Origin of the sequence: Legionella oakridgensis ATCC 33761 = DSM 21215, assembly GCF_000512355.1 — a bacterium.
Lineage (GTDB): Bacteria > Pseudomonadota > Gammaproteobacteria > Legionellales > Legionellaceae > Legionella_A > Legionella_A oakridgensis.
Window position 1 is genome coordinate 84,873 of sequence record NZ_CP004006.1, and the last position, 12,556, is coordinate 97,428.

The window sequence follows — 12,556 nt, forward strand, 5'->3', positions numbered from 1 at the left end:
CTTTATTAAAGACATGGTGAGCCATGAGTAAAAAATCGAAAACTCCCTTTTATAAAATGGATCCTTTTTTAAAACGGGAGAGTGAGAAATACGCGGACCCTATTCCCAGTCGTGAATTAATTATAAAAATATTTGAGGAATTTGGTCGGCCAATGACACGTAATCAGCTGATCAACAAATTAGAGTTGAAAGAAGAAAGCAAACAGGAGGCGCTTGGGTTCCGCTTGCGGGCCATGTTGCGTGATGGACAATTGATGCTTGATCGGCGTGGGCGATATTGCTTATTACAGAGAATTAATCTGCAGCGCGGTACAGTGCAGGGACATCCGGACGGGTATGGTTTTTTTATCCCGGATAAAGGGGATGAAGATATGATCTTGGCCGCTAAGGAAATGCGGGCGGTGATGCATGGTGATGTTGTTCTGGCTTATCAGATTGGGGTGGATAGGCGCGGTCGTCCGGAAGCCAAAATTCATGAGGTTATCGAACATGCTAACAGCAATGTGGTCGGTCGGTTTTTTTCTGAACATGGCGTAGGCTTCGTTGTTCCTGATAGTAAACGATTGACCCAGGATATCTCTATTCCGCTTGATATGTCTCTCGGTGCTAAGAATGGACAAATTGTGTTGGTAGAATTAGTTGCCTATCCAAGCCGCCGAAATCAGGCTGTTGGACGAATTGTTCATATTTTGGGCGAACATATGGCTCCAGGAATGGAAACTGAGATAGCTATTCTTGCTCATGGAATTCCTTCTGAATGGCCTGATGATGTAACTGCCGATGTTGTCGGTGTTCCAATGCAAGTTAACAAGGAGCAATTGGCAAACAGAATAGATTTGCGTCATTTGCCGTTTGTGACGATTGACGGTGAAGATGCTAAAGATTTTGATGATGCTGTCTATTGTTATGCAAAGCCTAAAGGAGGATATCAGCTTTATGTGGCTATTGCAGACGTCAGTCATTATGTAAAAATAGAGTCTGCGTTGGATGAAGAAGCCGCTCGACGGGGAAACTCTGTTTATTTTCCAAGTAAAGTGGTTCCCATGTTGCCCGAGGCATTGTCAAATGGTATTTGTTCGCTTAATCCACGGGTTGACCGTTTATGCATGGTTGTTGAAATGGCAATTACTCCCGCAGGAAAGATAAACCGTTCGCGTTTTTATCGTGCAGTGATTCATTCCCATGCTCGTTTAACTTATACACAAGTAAATCAATGGATTACCCAGGGATTTGCCGATGAAGCATTTACGCCATTATGGCCAATGCTGGAATCGCTTTATGCTTTATATGGCATTCTATATGCCAGTCGAAAACAGCGCGGTGCCATTGATTTTGAAACGACGGAAACACGAATCCTGTTTGATGAGCATAGGAAAATTCAGCGTATTATTCCTGTGATTCGCAATGATGCTCACCGATTGATTGAGGAATGCATGTTGGCTGCCAACATGGCAACGGCAAAATTTTTGCAAAAAGCAAAGATTCCTATTCTTTACCGTGTGCATGCGGCTCCTGAAGAAGATAAAGTAATTGCTTTACGTCAATTCCTGGGGGAGTTGGGGTTGCAGTTGGGAGGAGGGAAAAAGCCGCATCCTAAAGATTTTCAGCGTACCATGGAGCAGATTAGCGGAAAGCCGGAAAAGCATTTAATTGAGACGGTTATGTTAAGATCTTTAAAACAGGCCCAATATATTGAGTCCAATGATGGCCATTTTGGTTTAGCCTACTCTGCCTATACGCACTTCACATCTCCTATCCGTCGTTATCCTGATTTATTAGTTCATCGTGCTGTTGGCCATTTGCTTGATAATAAAGCTATAGAACAATTTGAGTACAATGAAGAAGACATGAATCGGCTAGGAAAGCACTGTTCAGCAACGGAGCGGCGTGCAGATGAAGCAACCCGCGAGGTAGTGGCATGGCTTAAATGTGAATACATGCAAGATAAATTAGGCCAAGTGTTCCGTGGCAGGATTTCTGCAGTAACTGGTTTTGGCATTTTTGTTCAGCTGGATGATATTTATGTGGAAGGCTTGGTGCATGTGACGTCACTAAAAAATGACTATTATGCATTTGATGCCATTAAACACCGATTGGTTGGTGAGCGTGGCGGACAAGTTTACCGTTTGGGTGACAAAATGAGCGTATTGGTGGCAAGAGTGGATTTGGATGAGCGTAAAATTGACTTTGAACCGATTGAAGATGAGTTTGAAGATGAGTGAGCAATTTGTGTATGGCGTTCATGCGGTTGCTGCCTTGCTGACTAATCAGCATCGACGAATAGAAACACTATATGTGAATCAGGAGCGTATTGATAGCCGCATTCAAGATTTGCTTTCTCTGGCAAATCAACAGGGAATTTTCATTGAGTATCTTACTGCTCAAGCTATGAATCAGCAGTTTGGCAATTTTGTTCATCAAGGGGTTGTTGCCAAGGCTGATAAATTGCCCGAATTTAATGAACGACATATTGGGCCTTTGCTAAAGTCCAGTAAATCCCCTTGTCTTATCTTGATTCTCGATGGCGTGACGGATCCGCATAATTTAGGGGCTTGTTTACGTACAGCGGATGGGGCAGGTGTGGATTTTGTTATTATACCTAAAGATAAAAGTGCCAATATAACACCCGTGGTCAGTAAAGTTGCTTGTGGTGCTGCTGAATTTATGCCCCTTGTGCGTGTGACAAATTTGGCAAGAGTTTTGGAAACCCTTAAGCAAGAGGGAGTATGGATTTACGGAGCGGCAGGTGAAGCAACGACCTCCATTTATGCTCTCGATCATCAAAGGCCCGTGGCATTAGTGATGGGCGCTGAGGGAAAGGGACTAAGACGTTTAACACGCGAACATTGTGATTCTTTATTTTCGTTGCCGATGTTAGGTTCAGTATCAAGCCTGAACGTATCAGTGGCTGCAGGCGTATGCCTTTATGAGATAGTACGTCAGCGCCTTTAGTGGCTGCTTACAATTCATTTCATGGCTGCAAATTCGTCTGATTGGCGCCACGTTACGTTTGAATTCGTTAGAGAGCTTGTTGTTCGCCTCATTCAAACGCAAGTGATACGCAATCACCCAAATTTTCGCTTCGTACAATGAATTGTAAACAGATCTTAGGCTTTTGTGATCAGGGTTTGTCACCTATAAATTGGTTAATGGTTTTAACCAGTCTTTCTACCAGTTCATTGATTTCCTCTTCACTGATGATTAAAGCTGGTAGTAGACGAATAACTGTTTCTGCCGTTACATTTAATACCAGACCGTTATTGAGCCCTATTTTTCTTATCTCAAGGGCGGGCCTGTCCAGTTCAATGCCCAACATATAACCTTTGCCACGAATGGCACGTACACTAGGATGTTCTCCTAATTCTTTAATCAATTTGTCTTTAAGAATGAGGCTGTTGTGTGCTGTTTTTTCACATAGCTTATCACGTTCAATCACTTCCAGTACGGTCAAGGCAGTAGCGCAGGCCAATTGGCCGCCGCCAAAAGTAGACCCATGATTACCAGGTTTAAAAAGATTACAGGCACGTTTACTCATTAAGCACGCGCCAATAGGAATACCATTTGCCAGCCCTTTTGCGGTGGTTAATACGTCTGGTTGAACTCCTAAATCCATGCAGGCGAATAATTTTCCTGTACGGCCATTTCCAGTTTGGATCTCATCGAGGATGAGCAGCCATTCATGTTGTTCACAGAGTTTGGCCAATTGGCGCATATACGTTTCATCAGCAACATAAATACCAGCTTCTCCCTGGATAGGCTCTATCATGACAGCAACGACATCTTCTCGATTAGCGGCGATAGTATGTATGGCATCAATATCATTAAATGGCGCCCGAATAAATCCTGGGACCAGAGGTTCAAAGCCTGCTTGAACTTTTCGACTTCCAGAAGCGGTCAAAGTAGCCATGGTACGGCCATGAAAAGCACCATCCATGACAATAATGGAGGGCGTTTCAATATTTTTTTTATGTCCGTACAACCGTGAAAGCTTGATAGCCGCTTCATTGGCTTCTGCCCCGGAATTACCAAAGAAAACTTGCTCCATGTTCGTCATGGCGGTCAGCTTTTCGGCAAGAAGCTGCTGCTCTTTAATTTGTACCATGTTGGAAGTATGTAACAGCTTGGCTGCTTGTGCCTGGATAGTTTGAGTAACGTCCGGGTGCGCATGACCAAGACCACACACGGCAATCCCGCTGAAGGCATCAAGATAAGCCTTACCGTGCTCATCATATAACCAGACACCATTTCCATGGGTAAATGATATAGGTAGAGAATTATAGGTTGTTACTAGAGCCATGAAAACTCCTGGTTATCGTTCAACGATGAAAGCCTGCTTTTGAGTTATTTCAAATTATCGGATGCAAATTCCCAATTGACCAACTTCCAAAAGGCGCTGATATAATCTGGCCGAGCATTACGATAATCAATGTAATAGGCATGTTCCCAGACATCGCAAGTCAAAATGGCATTCAAGCCTTGAGTCATGGGGGTCCCGGCATTACTGGTACTGATAATTTTTAAGTGAGCATCACTGTCTTGCACTAACCAAGCCCAGCCTGAACCAAAGGTGGTTGCAGCGGTATTGGTAAATTGTTCTTTAAATTTGGCAAAAGACCCAAATGCTTTATTAATGGCGTCTGCCAGTTTTCCTGAAGGCTCGCCACCGCCATTTGGAGACATACAATGCCAATAAAAGGTATGATTCCATACTTGCGCTGCATTATTAAACAGACCGCCTGAAGATTTTTTTATGATATCTTCAAGGCTTTTTGCAGCAAATTCGGTATTTTCAACCAATTTATTTAGATTATTGACGTAAGTTTGATGATGTTTGCCGTAATGATATTCCAGTGTTTCTTCAGAAATATGCGGTGCCAGGGCATTTTTTGCATAAGGTAATGAGGGCAAGGTAAACGTCATGTTATTCTCCTGTTTTTCGTGGAATGGTAAGTGTAGCAGGTTAATAAACAGTTTCAACGTTGATTATGTGGAGCAAAATCGTGTAAGAGTTGCGATATGTGCTGATTTTCGCCATAATTACGATGTATTAATGTTTTACTAACAAACAGGTGTGCGGTGGACACGATAGATAAAATTAAAAAGCAAATTGCAGAAAATTCAATATTACTATACATGAAAGGTAGCCCGAAAATGCCTCAGTGCGGCTTCTCAGCCCGCGCTGCACAATGCATTGATGCTTGTGGTGTCGATTTTGCCTATGTAGATGTTCTTGCTAATCCTGACATTCGACAAACATTACCACAATACGCCAATTGGCCAACGTTTCCGCAGTTATATGTGAAAGGCGAGTTAATCGGTGGTTCTGATATTATTGCTGAAATGTATGAGCAAGGCGAGTTAGAAATAATTTTACGTGAAGCGGTTACAACCTGATAACTAGAATTCTACACGTCGATTATTAATTGTGTTGAAAGAGTATTCATAGCACTATTCTGCTGTTTATTTATTTGAAAAAATGGCAGAGTAGAGCAAAATTGCAAGCACGCTCGAAGAAGTCGAATTTTATTGTTTTAGCTATTAATAATAGATGGATAACGGAGATGAAGCATGAGTGTTTTAGTTGGTCGTAAAGCGCCTGATTTCACTGTTCCGGCAATATTGGGATCAGGCGAAATCGTTGAAAAGTTTAATTTGCATAACGCATTAAAGGACAAATACGGGTTAGTATTTTTTTATCCTCTTGATTTTACCTTTGTTTGCCCTTCAGAGCTTATTGCCTTGAATCATCGGATGGATGATTTTGTCAGTCGCAATGTTGAAGTCATCGCTGTATCGATTGATTCTCAATTTACTCATAATGCGTATCGTAATACGGCAGTAAAAGATGGCGGTATAGGTCCGGTAAAATATACCATGGCGGCTGATGTCACCCATAGCATTTGTCAAGCTTATGGGGTTGAGCATCCTGTAGCAGGTGTTGCATTTCGCGGTGCTTTTGTTATTGATAAAAACGGGGTTGTTCGTTCCCAGATTGTAAATGATTTGCCTATTGGCCGAAATATAGATGAATTGTTGCGTATTATTGATGCGGTTCAGTTTTTTGAAACAAATGGCGAAGTTTGTCCAGCAGGTTGGGAAAAAGGAAAGCCAGGCATGAAAGCTTCTCCCCAAGGGGTTGCTGAATATCTTTCTGAGCATTCTGGTTCTCTTTAAGAGGTATGCAAAAGGTATTACTGCGCAAGAATATTAGTTCTTTTTAATAAAAGGGAATGGTTAATGTTATGCAGTAATACCTTGCTCAGACGTTTCATTAATTCGGTTGCATCTTTGTGGATGCATTTATTTCATCCCAGGAATTTACAATAGCACAAAACAGTTCAGCGGTTTTTTGTGCGTCATAAATGGCCGAATGCGCTTCATTAACATCAAATGGGATGCCTGCTGATTTTACTGCCTTAGCCAATACTGTTTGTCCGTAGACAAGCCCCGCAAGTGTTGCTGTATCAAAACAAGTAAATGCGTGAAATGGTGATTTGAGATTGGTGCGCTTAACGGCTTCTTTAATGAAAAGCAAGTCAAACCACGCATTATGACCAACCAGCACTGCTCGTTGACAATGATGTTGGTTCAAAGCTTTATAAATAGGATGAAATAGTCGTTGCAGAGCGGTGGCTTCATCGACGGCAAATCGTAGTGGCTGATAGGGATCAATGCCAGTAAATGCCAGAGATTCAACGTCCAGTTCTGCTCCATCGAAGGGCAAAATGTGCTCAAAAAAGTATTTGCCTGGGATAGTCGTCCCTGGTTGTCAATATCCAGTAACACAACACACATTTCAAGAAGTGCATTTTTTTCGGGTCTATTCCTGCTGTTTCTACATCAACGACGACAGGCAGGAATCCTCTGAAACGATCTTTTATTTGTTTCCTTATCATCGAATTATGCGGCTTCATGAATACTCCATTGCAGCGTTGTTCCAGCGGCAACCGGTACAACTTCTTTATCACCAAATGGTAAGGTCTGCGGGATGAGTTGGGGGCGTTCAATGAGCTCAATGCATTCCTGTGTGGCTGGGAAGTGATAAAAATCTGCTCCAAATTGCCCGAGAAATGCATTAAGTTTTTCCAGCTTGTTTAAACCTGAAAAAATTTGCGCATACATGGCAATAGCAAATGGTGCTGAATAAATACCAGCGCATCCGCAAGCACTTTCTTTATTTTCTCGCGTGTGAGGAGCACTGTCTGTACCAGCAAAAAATTTTCTGTTACCGCTGGCAGCTGCTTGTTGTACTGCTTTCTGATCTTGTTCGTGTTTTAATATAGGAAGGCAATAATAATGAGGTCTGATACCTCCAGCCAGTAAATGATTACGGTTAAACATCAAATGATGGGGCGTAATGGTCGCAGCGACGGTATCTGGTGCCTCAGTTACAAATTCAACGGCTGTCCGAGTAGAAATATGTTCCAGCACCATACGTAATTTTGGAAAATTTTTTATTAAGGGTTTAAGATTTTCTTCAATAAACAAGCGCTCTCTTTGATAAATATCACCGTACGTTACTTCGCCATGAATTTGTAAGACTAAATCTTCAGCTTGCATCAATTCCAATAAGGGATATAAGACACTCAGTGAAGAAACCCCTTCTTCTGAGTTGGTGGTTGCTCCTGCAGGATAGAGCTTTGCACCCAGTATGTAAGGGTGGTGTTTTTTAATTTGCTGTAATGCTTCTCCTTTGACTGCTTCATTAAGATAAAAGGTCATGTAGGGAGTAAATGGCTGATGCGTAAGGATAGATAGGATGCGCTGACGGTAGGCAAGAATATCCTCTAAAGAAGTGAGTGCTGGCTTTAAATTTGGCATCACTAGAGCACGGCCAAAGTGCTTTGCGGTGGCCAAAACAGTATGTTGCAGAACTTCATTGTCTCGAAAATGAACATGCCAATCATCGGGGCGCGATATGGATAGGGTACGCACAAGCAATTTTCCAAGAGTGATAAATATATTGTAGGATAGCATGCTTTGTTATCAAGCTGGTCAGAAATTTAAGAACAAATTGACATTTCAAATACATCCATAAATAATCGGTACTCCCGCTCCTGTAAATAAGGGAGCGCAAGAATTCCCAACTGTGGGTAAATCATAGGGATGTGGGCAATTCTTTTTTGTTTGACTGTATCCATTCGCTGCGACTCTGAAGCATAGTGAGCAGCCAAGCCATAAATGCCTGCATGCTTGCAAGGAAAAACAATAATCTAGCGGAGATTTAGGATGATGAATATGAAGAAAACAGCCCTTGCTGTTCTTGCCTTTGGCAGTAGTGCGGTGTTTGCGGGCGCGATGGGACCTGTTTGTACGCCTGGCAGTGTGACCATACCTTGTGATCGCTCAGGTTGGGATTTTGGTATTCAAGCATTGTATCTTCAGCCAACTTATAAAGGGAATGTTTACCTAACTAACTTTGTAAATGCCGCAGGAGTTACCAATTGGCATGATCTGGATCCTGATTGGGGATGGGGATTTAAACTGGAAGGAGCTTATCACTTTAATTCAGGCAATGATATTAATGTTAATTGGTATCATTACAGCAAAACAACGAATCATACCGTTTTAATAGGCGATGCAGATGTTCCTGTAAGTCTTAGCACACAGCTTAAGCCAAAATGGGATGCAGTTAATCTGGAATTTGGTCAGCATGTGGATTTTGGCGAGTTTAAAAATATCCGCTTTCATGGTGGTGTCCAATATGCTCGCATCAGTAATGACTATTATGATAACATTACAGGCACCACGCCTACCGAACGCATACGTACGAAATATAATGGATTTGGTCCACGGGTAGGGATGGATCTATCTTATGACTGGAGTAATGGGTTTGCGGTTTACGCAAATACCGCTGGCGCCTTACTGATTGGCGATAGCACATTTAATACAACAACGCTTGGTGTGATAGACCCGGCAGGAATTTCCAATGGTTCCAATACGATCATTGTTCCTGAGCTGGAAGCCAAACTTGGTGCAAAATACACTTGTGCTCTGGCTCAAGGAGCCTTGACGTTGGACGTTGGTTACTTGTGGCAAAATTATTTTGATGCTCAAAGTTTTCTGACGGCTACCCGGGTGGGAGATGATACTGATTTTGGTCTGCAGGGCCCATATATTGGTATCAAATACATGGGGTATGTATAAGGAGTGGTTTTAGAAATTTTTTGATAGGTTCGCTTATTATCAAAACAGCACTTAGAGCAATAAATGTTGGCTTTGTAAAAATAATAAGCAAATGATTTTAAAAATAATATAGAATTTTTGGTATTGCTGTTGACAATGGGAAATTGAGGCTGGATAATCGTCCCAAGTACGTTTTCGGATTAGAGCGATGATGGCGTACTGTAGTCAATACAAAGTTGTGGCTTGACGAAAAAACGGAAATTAATAATAAAAAAGTGGAGAAAAGTATGTTGAATCTGAAAAAAACAGCCGTAGCTGTTCTCGCTTTTGGTAGCAGTGCAGTATTTGCTGGTACCATGGGCCCTGTCTGCACACCAGGCAGCGTTACTGTTCCATGTGAAAATACAGCATGGGATGTTGGTATTCAGGCTTTATATCTTCAGCCAATGTATACTGGGGATTTCTCAAGAACTGCTACTGTATCAAATGCTAGCGGCACAGTTACCCGTGATTTTGATCGTGATCCTGAGTGGAGCTGGGGCTTCAAGCTGGAAGGTTCTTATCACTTCAGCACTGGTAACGATCTGAACTTGAACTGGTATCATTTGGGTAACAAAACCAGAACCCACAGCGTTAGTGGCGCTAGTCTTGATATCCCGGGAATCATAGATATTACTGACGCTTCTTACACCAACTCTATCACCCCACGTTGGGATGCAGTAAACTTAGAGCTGGGTCAGCATGTTGATTTTGGTCAATTCAAAAACATTCGCTTCCATGGCGGCGTACAGTATGTTCGTATCAAAACTGAACTGACCCACAATGGTTCAGGCACTGTAACCGTTCCTGGTACTGTTTTTGACGGCGTAGCTGCATCACTCAATGCTTCTGATGAGCACACCTTCAATGGTTTCGGACCTCGCCTTGGTACTGACATGTCTTACGACGTAGGCAATGGCTTGGCTGTTTATGCTAACGGCGCTGGTGCTCTGTTAACTGGTACAAGCAAGTTTAGCCATTCAGGTACTGCAAGTGCTTCTGGTCTTGGCGTTCTGGCTTTATCAGGAAGCGGCAGCCGCACAATTCTAGTTCCTGAATTGGAAGCTAAATTGGGTGCTAAATACACCTACGCTATGGCTCAAGGCGATCTGAGTTTAGACGTTGGTTACATGTGGGTTAATTACTTCAATGTTCACCACCGTGGTAGCTTGGCTAATACACGTGATGGCGAGTCTGACTTTGCTTTACAAGGTCCTTTCATTGGCCTGAAGTGGGTTGGCAGCGTTGTCTAATCTGCAGTAAAAGCGATTTAAAAACCCACCTTATGGTGGGTTTTTTATTCCAATTTATTGGATTGAAATGGAATAGTGTACACTATCAACGTAATCTGCTCTCTTAGTTTTTCCAGTCTTGGTTTTTCTATCATTTATTGCTAGCTAGTCTTTATTCCGCACGTTATAATCGCTTTCCATAAGTAAAAAAAATAAACAGGAGTTCCGTGTATGAAACACAAAGCGCTTATTGTGATCATGGCAGCTTGTTCGTTTTCTTTGCATGCTGCCACAGATGGTGAGCAACTACAGCGCGAAGTACAGCGCTTGCAACAACAGACTCGTGAGTTGCAAGCACAGCTAGATCGACTGCAAAAACAACTTGTAACACGGACTTCGGAGAAAAAAAGTCCGGTGATAACAAAAAATGCTTCTTTGCCAGCGCAACCTATAAAAAAACAAGAACAAAAGGCCAAACCCGCGCAAACTCTTTCTGCACCAGATGCCGTACATGAAACACCTCAAGCATTTCATAGTAGCGCCGTGAGTGTGCATGCCTTGGACGCACATCCGGAATCGTTGGAATTTTATCCAACGGCACTCATAGCGGATGAGCACGTTGTCACTTATATTGCTGGAACTCCTGTGGTTAGCTCTCCTTATTTGGGCAGCCGTCCTGCTTTTGATGGTTCGGATTATATTGTGAATATTTCCAGTATTAACCGCGATATTAGGTTAATGCAACAACGTCGGCGGTTATATCGAGCTTATCAGCGCATTGGATATCCTATTCCGCAAATGCCCATTATTGCTTTAAGTGGAAAAGTTGAACCAGTAGGCTCACTTGGAGATACCTTTTTTGGTAATACCGTTGGTGATTTGAATTTAGGATCCAGTGAGTTGGATATTGCTGCGGCTTTAAATGAAAAAGTAGAGGCTTACATGTCTCTTGCCTATGACGATGCCCCACCGGAAAGTGGGGGACAGCGTGTAGACAACTCAGCTCTTTTTCTCAATATGGGTTTTGTCAATATTGGTAACCTGGATCAATCTCCTTATTATTTTACCGCAGGCCAATTGTATGTCCCGTTTGGCCGTTTTTCCTCAGCGATGGTTAGTTCTCCATTAACGTTGCGATTGGCGCGAACCAATGCCAGACCATTCATTTTAGGTTATAAATCCCAACATGAAACAGGTCCTTTTGCTGCTGTATACGCCTTCAAAAGTGATACGACGCTAGGAAATTCTGGTGTTGGTGGTTTTAATTTGGGTTATATTTTTGGTCATGGTGATACGACTGGTGAAATTGGTGCTAGTATCATCAGCGCTTTAAATGATTCAACTGGCATGCAATTTAATGGTGCGATGCCGGGAACTACCTTTGGAGGATTCTCTTCGGTTACCAATGGTAATGAAGCGGTTCATAAGGTACCTGGTGTTGGTGTTCATGGTAACGTAAGTTTTGATCGCTACAATCTAACGGCTGAATGGGTAGGTTCTTCTGGGCGATTTAGAACACAAGATTTAAGTTTCAATGGCAAAGGCGCCAAACCACAGGCTGCGCAATTAGAAGCTGGCGTTACCTTTATGGCATTTGAAAAACCTGCTTCTGTGGCTTTAGGGTATCAGTGGTCGAAAGAAGCACTGGCTTTGAATTTGCCCTCACAGCGCATTAGTGGTGTTTTTAACATTTCTTTATGGAAAGATACCGTGGAAAGCCTCGAATATCGGCATGACATTGATTATAAGACCAATCAATATGCCAATGGTGCGGCGCCTGCCGGTAGTGGAGGCAATGCTAATACGGTTGGCACCGGTAAGTCGGCTGATTCGGTATTGGCTCAAATTGGTGTTTACTTTTAAGACAGATTCTAAACACCAGGATTGGCAAGCTTCCCTATATTCTTTCCAGGAATAAAGCGTTCCTCCTAATGAACATCGCCATTCATGATTTATGCTGGATGGTGATGTCTCTTTCTTAGTGCCTTTTTAAAGGTGTGTCAATTAGAGTGAAAAAATTTATCTCGACAAATGTGCTATCTTTTAAAAAGATGAGAACATTTTAACAGGACGTCTTTCTATGCATAGCCAGCAAGCGATGAAGCATAGCTGCGTCGTACAGCTTGCCTGCAGGATTTATCATTATGGCTATAACAATT

10 protein-coding genes and 1 pseudogene are annotated in these 12,556 nt (G+C 42.4%); 7 read left to right on the forward strand and 4 right to left on the reverse strand.

From position 1 onward, the window contains the following. Window positions 1-23: 23 nt before the first annotated feature. A complete protein-coding gene (gene rnr, locus LOA_RS00440; protein ID WP_025384677.1) occupies window positions 24-2,222 on the forward strand; it encodes a ribonuclease R in 2,199 nt (732 codons plus the stop codon). Continuing rightward, entirely contained in the window at window positions 2,215-2,952 is a 738-nt protein-coding gene (gene rlmB, locus LOA_RS00445) for a 23S rRNA (guanosine(2251)-2'-O)-methyltransferase RlmB (protein WP_025384678.1), read from the forward strand. Before rnr ends, rlmB begins: the two co-directional genes overlap by 8 nt. Window positions 2,953-3,121: 169 nt before the next feature. Here the strand turns inward: rlmB and LOA_RS00450 are convergent, their stop codons facing one another. Both LOA_RS00450 and LOA_RS00455 read right to left on the reverse strand, forming a co-directional pair. Next, the gene (locus LOA_RS00450; protein ID WP_025384679.1) at window positions 3,122-4,297 is read right to left on the reverse strand and encodes an aspartate aminotransferase family protein; all 1,176 of its coding nucleotides are present in this window, start codon (window positions 4,295-4,297) and stop codon (window positions 3,122-3,124) included. Between the two features lie 44 nt (window positions 4,298-4,341). Further along, the gene (locus LOA_RS00455; protein ID WP_025384680.1) at window positions 4,342-4,920 is read right to left on the reverse strand and encodes a superoxide dismutase; all 579 of its coding nucleotides are present in this window, start codon (window positions 4,918-4,920) and stop codon (window positions 4,342-4,344) included. 156 nt (window positions 4,921-5,076) lie between these two features. Between LOA_RS00455 and grxD the strand changes: the two genes are divergently transcribed. Then, the gene (gene grxD / locus LOA_RS00460) at window positions 5,077-5,394 is read left to right on the forward strand and encodes a Grx4 family monothiol glutaredoxin (protein ID WP_025384681.1); all 318 of its coding nucleotides are present in this window, start codon (window positions 5,077-5,079) and stop codon (window positions 5,392-5,394) included. A 174-nt stretch (window positions 5,395-5,568) separates the two neighbouring features. Further along, window positions 5,569-6,174 carry a peroxiredoxin gene (locus LOA_RS00465; RefSeq protein WP_025384682.1) on the forward strand — a complete coding sequence of 202 codons (606 nt, stop codon included), beginning with the start codon at window positions 5,569-5,571 and terminating at the stop codon, window positions 6,172-6,174. Between the two features lie 97 nt (window positions 6,175-6,271). On the opposite strand, the pseudogene rnt reads toward LOA_RS00465, so the two are convergent. Both rnt and pyrC read right to left on the reverse strand, forming a co-directional pair. Beyond that, window positions 6,272-6,914: pseudogene (rnt, locus tag LOA_RS00470) on the reverse strand (ribonuclease T). Next, window positions 6,901-7,935, reverse strand: coding sequence for a dihydroorotase (gene pyrC, locus LOA_RS00475; RefSeq protein WP_025384683.1), 1,035 nt, complete (start codon window positions 7,933-7,935; stop codon window positions 6,901-6,903). Before pyrC ends, rnt begins: the two are co-directional and overlap by 14 nt. A gap of 294 nt (window positions 7,936-8,229) precedes the next feature. Here pyrC and LOA_RS00480 point away from each other — a divergent pair, with 294 nt between their 5' ends. From LOA_RS00480 to LOA_RS00490, 3 genes are all read left to right on the forward strand, one after another. Next, entirely contained in the window at window positions 8,230-9,147 is a 918-nt protein-coding gene (locus tag LOA_RS00480; protein ID WP_025384684.1) for an Lpg1974 family pore-forming outer membrane protein, read from the forward strand. 266 nt (window positions 9,148-9,413) lie between these two features. Continuing rightward, window positions 9,414-10,418 (forward strand): Lpg1974 family pore-forming outer membrane protein, encoded by a 1,005-nt coding sequence (locus tag LOA_RS00485; protein ID WP_025384685.1) that lies wholly within the window; start codon window positions 9,414-9,416, stop codon window positions 10,416-10,418. A gap of 210 nt (window positions 10,419-10,628) precedes the next feature. Then, window positions 10,629-12,260 (forward strand): LbtU family siderophore porin, encoded by a 1,632-nt coding sequence (locus tag LOA_RS00490; RefSeq protein WP_025384686.1) that lies wholly within the window; start codon window positions 10,629-10,631, stop codon window positions 12,258-12,260. Window positions 12,261-12,556: the final 296 nt, after the last annotated feature.

Bases quoted from the DNA above. Each gene is read 5' to 3' on its own strand.
- LOA_RS00455 (WP_025384680.1), bottom strand. From the start codon at position 4,920: ATGACGTTTACCTTGCCCTCATTACCTTATGCAAAAAATGCCCTGGCA.
- LOA_RS00450 (WP_025384679.1), bottom strand. From the start codon at position 4,297: ATGGCTCTAGTAACAACCTATAATTCTCTACCTATATCATTTACCCAT.
- LOA_RS00465 (WP_025384682.1), top strand. From the start codon at position 5,569: ATGAGTGTTTTAGTTGGTCGTAAAGCGCCTGATTTCACTGTTCCGGCA.
- LOA_RS00490 (WP_025384686.1), top strand. From the start codon at position 10,629: ATGAAACACAAAGCGCTTATTGTGATCATGGCAGCTTGTTCGTTTTCT.
- rlmB (WP_025384678.1), top strand. From the start codon at position 2,215: ATGAGTGAGCAATTTGTGTATGGCGTTCATGCGGTTGCTGCCTTGCTG.
- LOA_RS00485 (WP_025384685.1), top strand. From the start codon at position 9,414: ATGTTGAATCTGAAAAAAACAGCCGTAGCTGTTCTCGCTTTTGGTAGC.
- rnr (WP_025384677.1), top strand. From the start codon at position 24: ATGAGTAAAAAATCGAAAACTCCCTTTTATAAAATGGATCCTTTTTTA.
- LOA_RS00480 (WP_025384684.1), top strand. From the start codon at position 8,230: ATGATGAATATGAAGAAAACAGCCCTTGCTGTTCTTGCCTTTGGCAGT.